This is a genomic window from Hyphomicrobium sp. 802 (assembly GCF_000526135.1).
In the GTDB taxonomy this organism is placed as follows: domain Bacteria; phylum Pseudomonadota; class Alphaproteobacteria; order Rhizobiales; family Hyphomicrobiaceae; genus Hyphomicrobium_B.
Genome location: NZ_JAFM01000001.1, coordinates 202,339 through 218,271, shown reverse-complemented (window position 1 = coordinate 218,271; position 15,933 = coordinate 202,339). Strand labels below are relative to the sequence as shown.

15 protein-coding genes are annotated in these 15,933 nt (G+C 60.6%); 9 read left to right on the top strand and 6 right to left on the bottom strand.

Annotated features, from left to right (window positions below):
* Positions 1-46: 46 nt before the first annotated feature.
* From mnmE to coaA, 7 genes are all read left to right on the top strand, one after another.
* On the top strand, positions 47-1,390 hold the full coding sequence (gene mnmE / locus HYP802_RS0101050) for a tRNA uridine-5-carboxymethylaminomethyl(34) synthesis GTPase MnmE (protein WP_024274967.1): 1,344 nt from the start codon (positions 47-49) through the stop codon (positions 1,388-1,390).
* Positions 1,391-1,593: 203 nt separating this feature from the next.
* Positions 1,594-3,528, top strand: a complete 1,935-nt coding sequence (mnmG, locus tag HYP802_RS0101040; RefSeq protein ID WP_024274966.1) for a tRNA uridine-5-carboxymethylaminomethyl(34) synthesis enzyme MnmG — start codon at positions 1,594-1,596, stop codon at positions 3,526-3,528.
* Positions 3,528-4,211, top strand: coding sequence for a 16S rRNA (guanine(527)-N(7))-methyltransferase RsmG (rsmG, locus tag HYP802_RS0101035; RefSeq protein ID WP_024274965.1), 684 nt, complete (start codon positions 3,528-3,530; stop codon positions 4,209-4,211). Before mnmG ends, rsmG begins: the two co-directional genes overlap by 1 nt.
* A gap of 3 nt (positions 4,212-4,214) precedes the next feature.
* Positions 4,215-5,060, top strand: coding sequence for a ParA family protein (locus tag HYP802_RS0101030; RefSeq protein WP_013950146.1), 846 nt, complete (start codon positions 4,215-4,217; stop codon positions 5,058-5,060).
* 60 nt (positions 5,061-5,120) lie between these two features.
* Positions 5,121-5,999, top strand: a complete 879-nt coding sequence (locus tag HYP802_RS0101025) for a ParB/RepB/Spo0J family partition protein (protein WP_013950145.1) — start codon at positions 5,121-5,123, stop codon at positions 5,997-5,999.
* A gap of 117 nt (positions 6,000-6,116) precedes the next feature.
* On the top strand, positions 6,117-6,449 hold the full coding sequence (locus HYP802_RS0101020) for a phosphoribosyl-ATP diphosphatase (RefSeq protein ID WP_024274964.1): 333 nt from the start codon (positions 6,117-6,119) through the stop codon (positions 6,447-6,449).
* Between the two features lie 59 nt (positions 6,450-6,508).
* Positions 6,509-7,444 (top strand): type I pantothenate kinase, encoded by a 936-nt coding sequence (gene coaA / locus HYP802_RS0101015; protein ID WP_244421073.1) that lies wholly within the window; start codon positions 6,509-6,511, stop codon positions 7,442-7,444.
* A 135-nt stretch (positions 7,445-7,579) separates the two neighbouring features.
* Here coaA and HYP802_RS0101010 read toward each other — a convergent pair whose 3' ends face one another.
* The 6 genes from HYP802_RS0101010 to HYP802_RS0100985 all read right to left on the bottom strand — a co-directional run bounded on the left by HYP802_RS0101010 (position 7,580) and on the right by HYP802_RS0100985 (position 14,050).
* Entirely contained in the window at positions 7,580-7,861 is a 282-nt protein-coding gene (locus HYP802_RS0101010; RefSeq protein ID WP_013950142.1) for a hypothetical protein, read from the bottom strand.
* A 193-nt stretch (positions 7,862-8,054) separates the two neighbouring features.
* Entirely contained in the window at positions 8,055-9,053 is a 999-nt protein-coding gene (locus HYP802_RS0101005) for an adenosine kinase (RefSeq protein ID WP_013950141.1), read from the bottom strand.
* Between the two features lie 71 nt (positions 9,054-9,124).
* A complete protein-coding gene (gene holA, locus HYP802_RS0101000; RefSeq protein WP_024274963.1) occupies positions 9,125-10,171 on the bottom strand; it encodes a DNA polymerase III subunit delta in 1,047 nt (348 codons plus the stop codon).
* A 42-nt stretch (positions 10,172-10,213) separates the two neighbouring features.
* Positions 10,214-10,786 carry a hypothetical protein gene (locus HYP802_RS0100995; RefSeq protein WP_024274962.1) on the bottom strand — a complete coding sequence of 191 codons (573 nt, stop codon included), beginning with the start codon at positions 10,784-10,786 and terminating at the stop codon, positions 10,214-10,216.
* Positions 10,773-13,397 carry a leucine--tRNA ligase gene (gene leuS, locus HYP802_RS0100990; RefSeq protein WP_024274961.1) on the bottom strand — a complete coding sequence of 875 codons (2,625 nt, stop codon included), beginning with the start codon at positions 13,395-13,397 and terminating at the stop codon, positions 10,773-10,775. The genes HYP802_RS0100995 and leuS overlap by 14 nt, the downstream gene beginning before the upstream one ends.
* Before the next feature lie 248 nt (positions 13,398-13,645).
* Positions 13,646-14,050 carry a heme-binding protein gene (locus HYP802_RS0100985; RefSeq protein ID WP_013950137.1) on the bottom strand — a complete coding sequence of 135 codons (405 nt, stop codon included), beginning with the start codon at positions 14,048-14,050 and terminating at the stop codon, positions 13,646-13,648.
* Between the two features lie 128 nt (positions 14,051-14,178).
* On the opposite strand from HYP802_RS0100985, the gene HYP802_RS0100980 reads away from it, so the two are divergent.
* Together HYP802_RS0100980 and HYP802_RS0100975 are read left to right on the top strand one after the other, a co-directional pair.
* Entirely contained in the window at positions 14,179-14,859 is a 681-nt protein-coding gene (locus tag HYP802_RS0100980; RefSeq protein ID WP_024274960.1) for a YggS family pyridoxal phosphate-dependent enzyme, read from the top strand.
* A gap of 112 nt (positions 14,860-14,971) precedes the next feature.
* On the top strand, positions 14,972-15,904 hold the full coding sequence (locus HYP802_RS0100975) for a hypothetical protein (protein ID WP_024274959.1): 933 nt from the start codon (positions 14,972-14,974) through the stop codon (positions 15,902-15,904).
* The last annotated feature ends 29 nt before the right edge of the window (positions 15,905-15,933 follow it).

Sequence of the window (15,933 nt, the reverse complement as noted above, 5' to 3'; positions counted from 1 at the left end):
CGCGTACGCGAAGCTTATGTCGATAACGCCCTCGTACTCAAATTCCATGAATCAAAGCCCCCCAACACCGGATGCGACGACCATCTTCGCGCTCTCGAGCGCGCCGGGTCGCGCGGGCGTCGCCGTCATCCGCATTTCCGGACCGGCTGCCCAGGGCGTGCTGCAGAGAATGGTGGCGCCGATACCCAAGCCACGCGTCGCTGTCTTTCGGACCATTCGTCATCCCGAGACAGGCGAAGCGCTTGACCGTGCGGTCGTGCTTTGGTTCGCGGCGCCTTTGTCCGAAACAGGCGAAGACGTCGTCGAGTTCCAAGTCCACGGCAGCCGCGCCGTCGTGGCGGCACTTCTTTCGGCGCTGGCCAGTATTCCCGGATGCCGTTTGGCGGAGCCCGGTGAATTTGCCCGGCGCGCCTTCGAAAACGGCAAGCTCGATCTCGCCGAGGTCGAAGGTCTGGCCGACCTCATCGACGCCGAAACCGACGCCCAGCGCCGCCAGGCTCTCGCCCAGGCAGGCGGCGCATTGTCGAAACTCTATGACGGCTGGCGCGCGCGCCTGATCGAAATTGCAGCCCTCACCGAGGCCGCCATCGACTTCTCCGACGAGGGCGACGTCTCGGCATCATCATTCGCCGAAGCGCGAAAACGTGCGAAAATCTTGGCGAAAGAGATCGCGGTGCATCTCGATGACGGTCATCGCGGCGAGATCCTGCGCGACGGCTTCCGCGTTGCTTTGCTGGGCGCACCGAACGCCGGAAAATCGTCGCTGCTGAATGCGCTTGCGCGTCGTGATGCGGCCATCGTCTCCGCCGAAGCCGGAACCACGCGCGACGTCATCGAAGTTCGCCTCGACCTCGGCGGCCTGCCGGTCATCGTCTCCGACACCGCCGGCATTCGCGAAGCCGCAAGCGAAGTTGAACAGGAAGGCATCCGCCGCAGTCTTGCCGCCGCCCGAGACGCCGATCTGATCCTGTGGCTGACGGAAAAAGCCGAGTCGATTCCACCGCTTGGCTTTTCACGTGAAACAAGTCTTGTAATTCGTTCCAAAGCCGATCTTCCACATGAGTCGCAGATGGAACCGGACTTTGGCGATTTGGCCATCTCGGCGAAGACCGGCGCGGGTCTCGACCGTCTGATCGCAGTCATCTCAGAGCGTGCGAAACAGGCTGTCGGCTCGCAAATGGACCCCGTCATCACCCAGGCGCGCCATCGGCAGGCCCTCGAAACGGCCTTGGCCGACGTGACCGCTTTTCTGGCTGAAAGCCCCGAGTCCATCGAACTCCGGGCCGAAGATGTCCGCCGCGCCGCCCAGGCTCTGGGCCGGATCACCGGCCGCGTCGACGTCGAGGACGTCCTTGACCAAATCTTCAGCCGTTTCTGTATCGGCAAGTGAGTCCAAAAAGTTTCACGTGAAATGATTCTTTGGATTCGCAAGCCTGGATTTTTCTCCCTCCCGCCCAAACTCTCGATTCTGCCGCTTCCGGCCGATTCTGCGGCTTCCGGCCGGCTCGACGAAGGAGAGTCGGAAGCCGCGATCAAAAAAATGAGGGCGTTTCGCCTTTTGCCGTGCCTCAGGATTTGCGCTAAATCCCGCCAATGAACCGATATGACGTCATTGTCGTGGGTGGCGGACACGCCGGAACCGAGGCCGCAGCGGCCGCGGCGCGTATGGGCGTGCGGACGGCGCTCGTCACGCACGCCTTTGCGACTGTCGGCGAAATGTCGTGCAATCCGGCCATCGGCGGCCTCGGCAAGGGCCATTTGGTCCGGGAAATCGACGCCCTCGACGGCCTCATGGGCCGTGTCGCCGACGCCGCCGGCATTCAGTTCCGCCTCCTGAACAGGTCGAAAGGGCCTGCCGTCCACGGCCCGCGCACCCAGGCCGACCGCAAACTCTATCGTCAGGCCATGCAGGCCGAAATCTCAGCGATTCCAAACCTCGATGTCATCGAAGGCGGCGTCGAGGACTTGATCGTCGAAAACGGCCGGGTCGAGGGCGTGATCCTGGCCACGGGTGTGCCGCTCCGCTCCGGTGCCGTCGTTCTGACGACCGGCACGTTCTTGAACGGCCTCATTCACATGGGCGAGCAGAAAATCCCGGCGGGTCGCGCAGGCGAAGCCCCGGCCCTGAAGCTGTCGGACCGGCTCTATGCCCTTGGCCTGAACCTCGGTCGCCTCAAGACCGGCACCCCGGCCCGCCTCGACGGCAAGTCCATCGATTGGTCCGGCCTCGAAATGCAAAAGGCCGACGACGATCCGGTGCCGTTCTCGTTTTTGACCGAGACAATCGCGACGCCCCAAATCGCTTGCGGCATCACCTATACGACGCCGGAAACCCACGACATCATTCGCTCCAATCTCGCCCGTTCGCCGATGTATTCGGGCCAGATCGAGAGCGTCGGCCCGCGCTATTGCCCCTCGATCGAGGACAAGATCGTGCGCTTCGCCGACCGCTCGGCACACCAGATTTTCCTCGAGCCGGAAGGCCTGGACGACGACACGATCTACCCGAACGGTGTCTCGACCTCGCTTCCCGCCGACGTTCAGGAAGCATTCCTGAAAACCATGCCGGGGCTCGCAAACGTCGTTATCAAGCGGCCGGGCTACGCCATCGAGTATGATTACGTCGATCCGCGCGAACTGACGCCGGGTCTCGAAGTGAAGCGCCTGCCGGGCCTGTTCCTGGCGGGCCAGATCAACGGCACGACCGGTTATGAAGAAGCGGGTGCCCAGGGCCTGCTGGCCGGCATCAACGCCGCGCGAACTGCCGGGCGATTAACCATAGATTCATATACAACGGATTCACGTGAAACCGTTTATTCAGAAATGGATTCACGTGAAACGTTCAGTATTTCGCGCACATCCGGTTATTTGGGCGTCATGGTCGACGACCTCGTCACCCGCGGCGTTTCCGAGCCCTATCGCATGTTTACGTCGCGGGCCGAATTCCGCCTGAAACTCCGTGCTGACAATGCCGACCAGCGCTTAACGCCCGAGGGCATCCGCCTCGGCGTCGTCGGGCCGGAGCGCGCCCGGGCCTACGAGGCGAAAGCGGAAGCCCTGTCAGACGGCCTTGACTTGTTGAACCAACTCTCTCTCACCCCGACCGAAGCCGCCCGCCACGGCCTCACCGTCAATCGCGACGGCCGCCGGCGCAGCGCTTTCGATCTCCTGGCCTTCCCGGACATTTCGCTGGAGCGGCTAAAGGCCGTCTGGCCAGAGATCAGCCGGATCGCACCCAAGATCGCCGCTCAGCTCGAGGTCGACGCCCGCTACGCCGCCTACCTCCGCCGCCAGGACGAGGACGTGGCTCAATTGAAGCGCGATGAAGCCGTCCGCATCCCGGATGACTTCGATTACGCGAGCTTGCCCAGCCTTTCAGCCGAAATTCGCCAGAAGCTCGTCCGCCACCGCCCCGCGACCATCGCCCAGGCTGGACGCATCGAGGGCATGACGCCCGCCGCGCTTTTGACCCTGCTCGCCCGCCTCAAGGCCGCCAAGAGCGAAAAATCCGGCCGTAAGTCTGCCTGATGGCCCGCTCCCACACGGAAGCCCGTATCGATACGCCGGCCGCGTTCCAGGCCCGGTTCGGCATCTCGAATGCCGTCCGCGAAAAGCTGGAGACCTACGAAACCCTGCTGAAGAAGTGGCAGAAGACGATCAACCTCGTTGCCCCGAGCACCCTGGACGATATCTGGGACCGCCATTTCGCCGACAGCGCCCAGCTTTGGCCGCTCCGGCCCCCAGAGGCCAAAACCTGGCTCGATCTGGGCTCCGGCGCCGGTTTTCCGGGCCTCGTGCTCGCGATCCTGGCCTCCGAGACCGGCCAGACCCACCACACTCTGGTTGAGAGCGACAGCCGGAAAGCAGCCTTCCTGCGGGAGGTGGCCCGCCAGACCGGCGTGGCTGTGGACATTCTGTGCATGAGGATCGAAAATCCCGAGACTCACGCTAAAGTAGGCGTGGCCGACTGCGTCACCGCGCGCGCGCTCGCACCGCTGTCCAAGCTGGTTGAGATCGCAGCGCCGTATTTCGGGCCTTCTACGCTTGGGTTTTTCCTGAAAGGCCGTGACGCCACGGCCGAAGTCGAAAAGGCAGCTCAGGATTGGCAGTTTGCCTTTGAGCTGATTCCAAGCGTGACGGAAGAGGACGGCCGCGTTGTGTTGCTTAAAGCGTTGAAACCCCGGGTGTCGAAACCCAAGACGGAGGGATAACCCGTGGCCGGCTACGTATCAGGCGCGGGCAGTGCAAACGCGGGTCCGCGTGTCGTCGCCATTTCCAACCAAAAGGGTGGCGTCGGCAAGACCACGACGGCGATCAACCTCGGCACCGCACTCGCTGCCGTGGGTGAGCGCGTGCTCGTGCTCGACCTCGATCCCCAGGGCAACGCTTCGACCGGTCTCGGCATCGATATCGAAAAACGCTTCCAGACCTCGTTCGATATTCTGACGAGCGGCGTCGCGATCCTGGATACGGTCCTGAAAACGGCCGTTCCGAACCTTTTCGTCGTGCCCGCAAACAACGATCTCGTCGGCATCGAGCCGATGCTGGCCGCCGATCAAAACAAGGCATTCAAGCTGCGCGACGCCATCACCGCGATGGTCGGACACCAGCGCACGCGCGATCCCGAAACGCACTTCACCTACGTGCTGATCGACTGTCCGCCGTCGTTGAACCTGCTGACGCTCAACGCCATGTCGGCGGCGGACGCGGTCATCGTTCCGGTCCAGTGCGAATTCTACGCGCTCGAAGGTATTTCGCAGCTCAAAGACTCGATCGAACAGATCCGCGCAACACTCAATCCGCGCCTTGAAATCCAAGGCGTCGTGCTGACGATGCACGACCAGCGCGTCTCGCTCTCTCGCGAAGTCGCAGCCAACGTCCGGGCCTTTTTCGGCTCGAAAGTCTACGACACAGTCATTCCGCGGAATACGCGCATTGCCGAAGCCCCCTCACACGGCAAGCCGATCCTTCTCTACGATTACGACTGTGCCGGCAGCCAGGCCTACATGCGCCTGGCGACTGAAATCATGGAACGCGAGCGGCGCTTCAAGGCCGCTTGAGACATGTAAGAAACGAGCGGATTTAAAGAACAAACCGATCAGCAGGGGACTGAAAAGCAGATGAACTCGATGGTGCCGAAGAGCCGCCTGGGCCGTGGCCTTGCCTCTCTCATCGGAGAGCCGGCGCCGATGGGGCATCGCCTGCCGCCGGAAGGCGAGCAGCGCATGGTCTCCATCTCCGAGGTCAAGTCGAGCCCGCTCAACCCACGCAAGGATTTCCGCGACGACGAACTGGCCGAGCTGGCGGAATCGATCCGCACCAAGGGTCTCGTCCAGCCCATCGTCGTTCGGCCGAACGGCATGGCGGGCGGCTATGAGATCGTCGCCGGCGAACGCCGCTGGCGCGCCGCGCAGAAGGCGGGCATCCACACCATCCCCGTCATCATCCGCGAACTCAGCGACCGCGAGGTTTTGGAACTCGCCATCATCGAAAACGTCCAGCGCCAGGACTTGAACGCCATCGAGGAAGCGACCGGCTATCGCGAACTGGTCGAACGGTTCGACTATAGCCAGGAGCAGGTCTCCGAGATCATCGGCAAGAGCCGCAGCCATGTGGCGAACACGCTGCGCCTTCTGAAGCTGCCCGCCGACGTGCAGTCGCTTGTCCAAAGTGGCCAGATCAGCGCCGGTCACGCCCGCGCTTTGATCGGCCGCGAGGATGCCGGCAACATCGCCAAGCAGATCATCGACAACGGCCTGAACGTTCGCGATGTCGAAACGCTGGTGCAGACGTTCGGCGAACCGGGCAACACCGGCGGCGGCAACCGCCGCGCCCGCGACAAGGACGCCGACACCAAGGCCTTCGAGAAGGAGCTGACGGATCTCCTGGGCCTCAAGGTCGAGATCCGCAAGGCGTCCGGCGAAAGCGGCACGCTCATGATCCGATATGGCAACTTCGATCAGCTTGACTATATCCGCCAACGGCTGGGCGGAGGCTGACGATTTTAAGCTTTTCTCGCCTTTTCGGATGAGGATGGCTTGATTATCCGGCGCTGGCTTGATGGTGTGCGCTCGCTTGGGTTCGAACGTCGAACCGAACCGCACGAGACGCATGACATGAGCGAAGAGAATACCCTGGACCGGCTCGCCGCGTTGATTCACTCGCGGCGTTCCGACACTTCGGGAAAGTCCTATACATCTCAACTGCTGACCGCCGGCACCGAACGCTGCGCCAAGAAGTTCGGCGAGGAAGCGGTCGAATTGGTCATCGCCGCGATGGGCACCGACGACAAGGCGGTGCGCGCCGAAGCTGCCGATGTGCTCTACCACCTGCTGGTGCTGCTTGAATCCCGCCAGATCGCCTTCGCCGATATCCTGATGGTTCTCGACGGACGTATGGGCACTTCAGGTCTCGAAGAGAAAGCTTCTCGCACCAAAGGCACGACGTGAACGCGCGGTACACACCGAAGAGACGAACGAAGACGCGTGACGACGCGCGGCTCGAAAGCTTGCCGTTTTCTCCCTATCGTGTTTTCACCCGCGAGGAATGGGCGAGGCTGCGCGCTGACACGCCGATGACGCTGCAGCCAAACGAGCTGGAACAGCTCTCCGGTATCATCGAGGAGCTGTCGGTCGACGAGGTCGAGCAGATCTATTTGCCGCTCTCGCGCCTTCTCAACCTCTACGTCGCCGCTGCGCAGAAGCTTTATTCCGTTAGCTCTGAGTTCTTAGGGCGCAAGGATACCAAGGTCCCCTTCATCATCGGCGTTGCCGGGTCGGTTGCGGTCGGCAAGAGCACGACGGCCCGCGTTCTGCGGGCGCTTCTGGCGCGCTGGCCGGACCATCCGCGCGTCGATCTTTTGACGACCGACGGCTTTCTCTTTCCCAATGCCGAGCTGGAGCGTCGCGGCCTGATGGCCAAGAAAGGCTTTCCCGAAAGCTTCGATACCGAACGGCTTTTGCGCTTTCTGGGCGATATCAAATCCGGCCTCACGAGCGTCGCAGCGCCCGTCTATTCGCACTTTCAATATGACGTTCTTCCCGGTCAGGAAGTCCTGATCGAGCAGCCCGATATTCTCATTATCGAAGGCTTGAATATTCTGCAGCCGGCCGAAATGCCCAAAGACGGCGGCACTATTCCGTTCGTTTCAGATTTCATCGATTTCTCGATTTATATCGACGCCGATCCGGCCGTGATCGAGAATTGGTATTTGACGCGTTTCATGCGTTTGCGTTCGACCGCATTTCGCGATCCTGGCGCTTACTTCCATAAATACGCAACCCTCGCCGCTGATGAAGCCCGCCATGTGGCGTTGAAGCTTTGGCGCGAGATCAACTTCCAAAACCTCGAAGAGAATATTCTGCCGACGCGGCGGCGCGCTCAGCTCATCCTGCAGAAAAGCGAGAGCCACCGCGTCGAATCCGTATTCCTTCGCAAGCTGTAGATTTGCACATCTTCTCCAAATTTCGGGCAAAAAAAATGGGCCGCTTGGGGACGCGGCCCTGGCGAGTGATCACAGGAAAGATCGCTCTATAGTCGACGATTTGAAAAGGGTTTGGTGTCTTCGAAATAAGGGGTTTTAGCGGCCGTGCTGAATGAGCGCCAAAATAGGCTCCGCAGCCACCGGCACTGCGGTTCTCATTTCCTTCGCAAGCTCGATGCGCGCCTTCATCGCAAAGACCTTATATTTGTCGCGAAGTCGCCGAATGGCCGACGGGTCGGAATATCCCATCATGCGAATGGCGGTGGTCGGCTTCATTTCGGGGTGAACACGCAACAATTCGTCCAATCGGGCGATCCGGTCGCTATCATCAATGCCGGTCCCTTTCGGGCGGCCGCGTCGGACGGGAGCGTGAAGCATTTTTTTTGAACCTCGAAACAAAGCGATTCAGTAATTTCGAGATTGCGGCAAGTTAAATCGTAATTCCAGGGAGAATAATTGTGAGTTCGAATTGGACACGAAATACCCCCTAAACATTCTCCCGCCCGACAGGTTCAACTCAAAATAGAGATATCAATACGCCCCGGAATGGGGTCCGGGGCGTAAAATGACCTTACGAAATAATGCCGTGTTGCCGGGCATATTCCGAGAGCGAAACAGCCGGCCGGGCGCCCGTATGGCTGATAATTTCCGAAGCCGCCAAACTAGCGAGCCTCCCGGCGGTTTCCAGATGCAAACCTTTTGCATACCCGAAAAGGAATCCCGCCGCATATAAATCGCCGGCGCCCGTCGTATCGACGACCTCTTCAACGGGGAAAGTACCAATTCGAATTGTTTCGCCTTCGAAGTGAATTTCGGAGCCTTTTGCGCTTCGCGTCAGAACCGCCAGCTTCGCATCGGCACGCGCTTTTTCCGCCGCAAAATCGAAGGATTCCGTTTGGTAGAGCGATTTGATCTCGGATTCATTTGCGAAAAGAATATCGATGCCGGAGCGAATGAGTTTTAGAAACTCATCGCGATGGCGATCAACGCAAAAGCCGTCTGAAAGCGTCAGCGCCGTTTTTCGCCCCGCTGCTTTTGCAGCTTTATGCGCCGACCGAAAAGCGGTCATCGCTTGCGGCTGATCGAAGAGATAACCTTCGAGATAAAGAATGGACGAAGCGCGGATCAATTCGAGATCGAGTTGCGTTTCTTCGATATTCGTCGAGATGCCGAGATAGGTATTCATCGTGCGCTCGCCGTCGGGCGTGACGAGAATGAGAGAACGCGATGTCGGCGTTCCATTCGAAATCGGCGATGCGCCGAATTCAACTCCGATAGAGCGAATGTCGTGTGAGAAAATCCGGCCGAATTCATCGTCGGCAATCGTACCGATGAACGCTGCGCTTCCGCCGAACGACGCAACGCCTGCAATGGTATTTGCGGCCGATCCGCCCGATGTTTCGATCGCAGGCCCCATGCCCGAATAGATCTTCTTGATCTCGTCCGCATCGACGAGCCGCATGCTGCCTTTCGCAACGCCAACGTCGGCGAGAAAAGCTTCGTCGCATCGCCCGATGATATCGACGATCGCGTTACCGATCCCGATCACGTCGTAACGCGCATCAGTCATGAAGGTCCCCTTTATTCTCAGATGAAAAGCGCTGGCACTATAGGGAGGCGCAGCCGACCTGCAAGCAGGCCTTAGCGGCGGCTCGCCGCAGCGGCATATATCGCAGCCATTGACGACAGCGCCAGGATCAGGCGCTCGGCGATGACGTCTTCAAGATTTGATGAGAGGCGCGCCGTTTTCGCCGCTTCCGCGATTCGCCGCAGCGCCTGGTCGAGCTGGCCGCGCGACCAACTGCGAACCTGCCGCGAAAACAGATCTTTTTGCTTGAAGAACAGCGGCGGTCGCAGCGATTTCAGCGCATCGTCGAGCCTTTGCCCGGCATCGACATCGCTGCGCACGCGATGCAGCTTCAGGAAATAGCGCTGCAGAACGCCAATGATCATCTGCGCATTTTCACCCGACGCCATTGCGCGCCCGAAATCGCCGATGGCGTTTTTGGTGCGCCCGTCGGCCACAGCTTCGGCGATCCGCTCGACCGCGAGGCCCGCCGCGTCGCCGACGAGCATATCGACGTCTTCGAAGGTGATCTGCTGTCGCCCGAGACAATAAAGCGCCAGCTTCTCGATTTCCGAGCGCGACAGCGCCCGGTCGGCGCCGAGGCGGCTTTGCAGCAGATCGCGCGCATCGCCGTCGATCTTGAGCTTGAACGACGTGAGCACATCAGAGATGAGTTCGTCGATATCGGCGGCGGTATCCGGATAGCAGGCGATCGCATAACACGACGCCTGCTTCTCAAAGAGCGCGCGCAGCGTGTCGTCCGCTTTCAGATTTCCGGCTTCGACGATCAGCAGACCTTCGAGCGGCACCGACGCCAGAATGGGTTTCAGCAACTGCGCTGAGATCTTTCGTCCCGCAATCGCCCTGACGATCCGCCGCCCCGAAAACATCGGACGTGTCTGGAGCTCCGTCTCCAATAGCCCAGTATCGTCGTCGAGTTCCGTCTCGTCGATCTTGAGGATTTCGCCCGGCGGATATTCGCGGCTCGCCAGAACGCGCGCCAGCGTCGCCGAGCGCTCGCTGACAAGGCCCGGATCGGAGCCGTGAAACAGCACAGCCGCCAGATCGGCTGGTGGCGCCTTCATGAAGGCAGCGGTTTGTTGTGGTTTGACGGCGGCCATGACCAAGCTCTTACAGGGCAGCCGCCCCGAAATGAAGAGCGGCTAGGCTTGATTGCTTGCGAGAACGGCGAGCAGTCGCGTGCGAAGCTCTTCGCCGACCGATTCGGCCGCCCGGTTCTCAGCGTCCTGCCGGGCCTCGACGTTGGCGAAGATCGACGACACGCGATCGAACGACGCCCGGCCGTAGCTGGAGCCCGTGGCAACGACTTTCTTGTCCGACAGCCGCACAAGGCTGTAGGAGGCGTCGATGCCGTAAATCTGGTTGCCCGCGTTGCCGTCGACCGCGACGAGCATCGACGTGACGGATTCGCGGATTGCGATATCGAGGCGATACTTCGGCGGTGCGGGAGACCCGCCGCCCGTCGTCTGGAAGATCAGTTCGTTGCGGATGCGCTGTCCGACGCGGCCCGGAATCGGCGCGACATCTACCGACGCCAGCCGCTCGTTGATCGCGGAGCCGTTGATCAGCGCCGAGCCATAGAGCGGATGAAATCCGCCGTTGCCGCAGCCGCCAAGTACAGGAAGGGTCAGAAGTGCGGACGTCAAAAACAGGCCACGTACAGCCGCAAGGCCGTACTTGCCCCCCAGTCCAAACCGCCCCTCAGCCAACGACATTCACGATCCTCTGCGGAACGACGATCACTTTCTTCGGCGACCGCCCTTCAAGAGCACGCGCCACCGTCTCAAGCTTCAACGCCGCCGCCTCAACTTCCTCGGACTTCGCACTGCGCGAAATCACAAGTTCGTCCCGTCGCTTACCATTAACCTGTACGGCAATGGTCACTTGATCGTCAACGAGTAGCTCAGCCTCAGCGGCGGGCCATGGTTCGTTCGCGACCAGCGTGTTGTATCCGAGCCGCGCCCAGCATTCTTCCGCCAAATGCGGCATCATCGGGCCGATCATCAGAACCAGAAGTTCGGTCGCTTCGCGAAGTGCCCACGCCGTCTCAGGATTCCGCTTCGATAGTGCGGATTGGAGAACATTGGAAAACTCGTGGACATTCGCCACAGCGACATTGAAACGAAGGGCGTCGATGGCTTTGCCGACGCCGTCCAGCGCTCGGTGCGCGGCCTTTCGAACCTCCAGCGCCTCGCCGCTGAAGGAGGCCGGCTTCGCACCTTTTTCGCCCGGATAAGCCTCTGCAACCTCTTCGACGATTCGCCAGACGCGCTGGATGAAGCGCCCGGCGCCCGCCACACCCGCTTCCGTCCAGATGACGTCGCGCTCCGGAGGACTGTCGGAGAGCATAAACCAGCGGGCGCAGTCCGCACCGTAATGGGCGATGATGTCATCGGGGTCGACGAGGTTCTTCTTCGACTTCGACATCTTCTCGATAGAGCCGATCGCGGCCGGTTTTCCCGTCGCGATCTCGGTTGCCTTGCGGCTCGCACCTTCGCCTTCGAGCCGAACGTCGGTCGGCAACAACCAAGTCCCGTCTTCGGATTTGTAGGTCTCGTGCGTGACCATGCCCTGTGTGAACAGCGCCGCAAACGGCTCGCGCGTGTTCGTCGAAAACGTCAGATGGCCGGTGTCGCACATCGCCCGCACGAAGAAGCGCGAATAGAGCAGATGCAAGATCGCATGCTCGATGCCGCCGATATATTGATCAACCGGCAGCCAGTATTGCGCCGCGCTTTTATCGACTGGTGTCGGCGCTTCCGGTGCCGTGAAACGCACGAAGTACCAGGACGAGTCGACGAACGTGTCCATCGTATCGGTTTCGCGCAAAGCCGGCTCGCCGCAGATCGGGCACGTCGTGTGCTTCCACGTCGGATGCCGGTCGAGCGGATTGCCGGGCTTATCGAACGTCGCGTCTTCCGGCAGTTCGATCGGCAGGTCTTTTTCCGGCACCGGCACAGGGCCATGCGTCTTGCAGTGAATGATCGGGATCGGGCAGCCCCAATAGCGCTGACGCGAAATGCCCCAATCGCGCAAGCGATAATTCACTTTACGCGCGCCCTGCGGCTTTGATCCGAGCTTCTGCTTTTCGAGCCGCTTCGCCGCTTCCTCGAATGCGGCATCCGTCGAAAGCCCATCGAGAAAGCGCGAATTGATCATCGTGCCGTCATCGACGTAGGCCTTGTTCGTCAGCGCGAACGTCTCGGCCTTTTCGCCAGGCGGCAGGATGACGGGCACGACGGGCAGCTCGTAACGCAGCGCGAAATCCATGTCGCGCTGGTCGCCGGACGGGCAGCCGAAGATGGCGCCCGTGCCGTATTCCATAAGCACAAAATTCGCGACGTAGACGGGCAATTCCCAGGTCTCATCGAACGGGTGCACAGCGCGAATGCCGGTGTCGAAACCGCGCTTTTCCGCAGCTTCGATTTCGGCGACGGACGTGCCCATGCGCCGGACTTCGTCGCAGAATGCCGCGAGCTCCGGGTTCTTTTCCGCCGCAGCTTTCGCCAGCGGATGGTCTGCTGCGACCGCCAGGAACGATGCGCCGAACAGCGTGTCCGGGCGCGTCGTGTAGACTTCAAGCTCGTCGAAACCTTTAGGCGCCGTCTTCTGATTGAGCGCCCAGCGGACGAGCATGCCTTCCGAGCGGCCGATCCAGTTCGCCTGCATCAGGCGCACCTTCTCCGGCCACTTATCAAGCGTGTCGAGATCGGAGAGCAGCTCTTCGGCGTAATCGGTGATCTTGAAGAACCATTGCGTCAGCTCGCGCTGCTCAACGAGCGCGCCGGACCGCCAGCCGCGGCCGTCGATGACCTGCTCGTTCGCAAGCACCGTGTGATCGACTGGGTCCCAATTCACCTTCGACGACTTACGATAAGCGAGGCCTTTTTTCAGCAGATCGAGAAAGAGCTTCTGCTGGTGCCTGTAGTAAGCGGGTGAGCACGTCGCGATCTCGCGCGACCAGTCGAGCGACAGGCCCATCGACTTGAGCTGTCCGCGCATTGTGTCGATATTGGCGTAGGTCCAGGCGCCTGGATGGACCTTCCGCTCCATTGCGGCATTTTCCGCCGGCATGCCGAAGGCGTCCCAGCCCATCGGATGCAGCACGTTGAAGCCCTTCGCCCGCTTGTAGCGCGCGACGACGTCGCCCATCGCGTAGTTGCGGACGTGGCCCATGTGAATGCGCCCCGACGGATAGGGAAACATCTCAAGGACATACGACTTAGGCTTCTTCTGATCCTCCGAGGCGCGGAAGATATCCGCCTCTTCCCAGATCGACTGCCAGTGTTTTTCACGCTCGGGCGCGTTGTAGCGTTCGTTGGCCATGGGGCCTGGATCTCATTCAAATGCTTGTCGGAACGCCGTAAAGAGCCCGAATGGTAAAAAGGGTCAAGGGATGGGCTCGCGCCGGGGCGTCCCTGATCGACGCAGTGCCGGCGGTTGCCGGCACAAGGAGTTAGCCAAATACACTTAACACATTGAAATAAAAAGGCACCCAGCCGATCGGAAGGGTGCCCTTAGAAACAGTGCCGTCGTGCCGAGCGCTCACGTCTCGGCACGACTGAAAATCAATCTCAGCACGTATGTGCGCCGGCACCGGCTTCGGCAACCGACTGATCCTGGACGCCGCTGCCGCCCGAGACGCCGATGGCGCCGACGACATTGCCATCCTTGTCCTTGAGCGGAATGCCGCCGGCAAAGATCATCACGCGATCATGGTTCGAGGCGTGAATGCCGAAGAACTGGTCGCCCGGCTGGCTGTTCTCTGCAAGCTCTTTGGTTGAAATATTGAAGGCCCGCGACGTGAACGCCTTGTTGATCGCGATATCGATTGATCCGATCCAGGCGCCGTCCATGCGGATGTGCGAAATGAGGTTCGCGCCTTCATCGACGACGGCGATGTTCATCGGCTGGCCGATTTCCTTCGCCTTCTTTTCTGCAGCGTCGATAATGCGGCGAGCGTCGGCGAGTTTCAGCATGTGGGGAATTCCTCTGCGGGGGTGGGATGGTTACGTTATGTAGTGCTGGAGCTTGACCACAAAATTGCGACACTTATTCACTGAGTGCCGGGATAGTTAGGGGAAGGAAAACAGCGAGTGAGGAAAGTGTGACGAGCGTCAGTTACCACGAAAGCGCGGTCGACAGGTTAAAGCACATAAAGGACGAAATTGTTGCCGCCGCCAAGGCCGCCGGCCGCGACGCTGAAAGTGTCGAGCTGATTGCCGTCTCTAAGACTTTCGATGCAGACGCCATTCGCCCGGTCATTGCTGCAGGGCAGCGAATTTTCGGCGAGAACCGCGTCCAGGAAGCGGAGCGTAAGTGGCCGCCGCTGCGCAGCGAGTTTCCGGATGTGAAGCTACATCTCATCGGACCCTTGCAGTCCAACAAGGCGAAGGAAGCTGTCGCCTTCTTCGATGCGATCCACACCATCGACCGCGAAAAGATCGCGCGCGCCATCGCCGTCGAAATGGAAAAGCAGGGCCGGACGCTCGAACTGTTTGTGCAAGTCAACACCGGAGAAGAGCCGCAGAAGGCCGGCGTCATGCCCCGCGAGGCGGCGGCGTTTGTTGCACTCTGCCAGGACGAGTTGAAACTGCCGATCTCGGGCCTGATGTGCATCCCGCCCGTCGACGAAGAACCCGCCGTGCATTTCGCATTTCTTGCAAAGCTTGCCCGCGAGCTGAGCCTGACCGGCCTAAGCATGGGCATGAGCAGCGACTTCGAAGCCGCCGTTACGTTCGGCGCAACCTACGTTCGTGTCGGCTCGGCTATCTTCGGATCGCGGTAACACGTTTTCCCACCGCAAATTTTTGGCCCACCTCAGTCTCGCGTGGCGTCAGTGCTAGGGTCGTCCAAGTGATTCGCCTGGACTGTGTGCATCGACACGCGCGAGGACTGCCATGACCGCATCTGCCCAGAAAAAAGATCCTGTCGAGGTCGAAGCAAAGGCCGCCGCAGCCGAAGCCGCCACCGTCGCGCGGGACGAAGTTTTGGAGCAGGCGCCAAAGGCCGATCCGTCGAAGGACGCCGTCGCGAAGCTCGAAAAGACCAGCAAAACTGCGATCAAAGACGCAAAGAAGTCCTGGCACGACTTCAACGTTGACGTCTGGCTGACGCCCTTCAACTCCATCGAGTTCGGACCGTGGAAACGCGACCGCAACCGCGGCAAGTCGCGTCAGTTCACGACCGACATGGATGTCTTCGCCGAGATCACCGAAAACGGCGAGCGCACCGGCGTGCTCGGCTATCGCAAGGAAATTTGGAAAGACGCGACGGGCATGGACAAGCGTCTCGTGCTCAAGCTGTTCTCGGATACGCTGAACTGGAAAGCCAGCATGGACATGATGCTCGGCCGTTCGGTGCAGCAAACGCTCGCGGCTGGCGGCTTTCCGGTGACGAGCTTCGCAATCAACACGAGCGAGGACGACAACCTCATTTGCGTCGAACGCTCAGCCGACAAATGGCCGTTGCTGCCCGAGAACTTCTCGTTCTTCATCATCCACGACGGCGAGCCGCGGTTTTACCGGTTCCGCCGCGACTATATCAATCTCGGTGGCGATTACACGCTGATCGACCAGCACGGCGACCACGTTGGCCACATCGACGGCGCCATTCTCACGATCGGCGGACGCTGGCGCTGCAAACTGCGCGGCGACCATATCGACCAGCGGCTGTTGCAGGTGATGAAGCTGTTCACCGGCATGGTGTCGTTCAACAGCCAGGCCCGCCGCCACGTCAAACATATTGCGCGAGACATCCGCGACGGTCGGCTGAAGCCCACCATTCAGCGCCAGGAAGCCGACCTCTATATGAATCCGCGCCGCATCCGTTAAACGCCGGGATCAATCGGCGCTGAGTTCAG

Coding starts and splice junctions, on each gene's coding strand:
- HYP802_RS0101005 (WP_013950141.1), bottom strand. CDS start 9,053: ATGACTGATGCGCGTTACGACGTGATCGGGATCGGTAACGCGATCGTC.
- HYP802_RS0101025 (WP_013950145.1), top strand. CDS start 5,121: ATGAACTCGATGGTGCCGAAGAGCCGCCTGGGCCGTGGCCTTGCCTCT.
- holA (WP_024274963.1), bottom strand. CDS start 10,171: ATGGCCGCCGTCAAACCACAACAAACCGCTGCCTTCATGAAGGCGCCA.
- leuS (WP_024274961.1), bottom strand. CDS start 13,397: ATGGCCAACGAACGCTACAACGCGCCCGAGCGTGAAAAACACTGGCAG.
- HYP802_RS0101020 (WP_024274964.1), top strand. CDS start 6,117: ATGAGCGAAGAGAATACCCTGGACCGGCTCGCCGCGTTGATTCACTCG.
- rsmG (WP_024274965.1), top strand. CDS start 3,528: ATGGCCCGCTCCCACACGGAAGCCCGTATCGATACGCCGGCCGCGTTC.
- HYP802_RS0100995 (WP_024274962.1), bottom strand. CDS start 10,786: ATGTCGTTGGCTGAGGGGCGGTTTGGACTGGGGGGCAAGTACGGCCTT.
- mnmG (WP_024274966.1), top strand. CDS start 1,594: ATGAACCGATATGACGTCATTGTCGTGGGTGGCGGACACGCCGGAACC.
- HYP802_RS0100985 (WP_013950137.1), bottom strand. CDS start 14,050: ATGCTGAAACTCGCCGACGCTCGCCGCATTATCGACGCTGCAGAAAAG.
- HYP802_RS0100975 (WP_024274959.1), top strand. CDS start 14,972: ATGACCGCATCTGCCCAGAAAAAAGATCCTGTCGAGGTCGAAGCAAAG.
- HYP802_RS0101010 (WP_013950142.1), bottom strand. CDS start 7,861: ATGCTTCACGCTCCCGTCCGACGCGGCCGCCCGAAAGGGACCGGCATT.
- mnmE (WP_024274967.1), top strand. CDS start 47: ATGAATCAAAGCCCCCCAACACCGGATGCGACGACCATCTTCGCGCTC.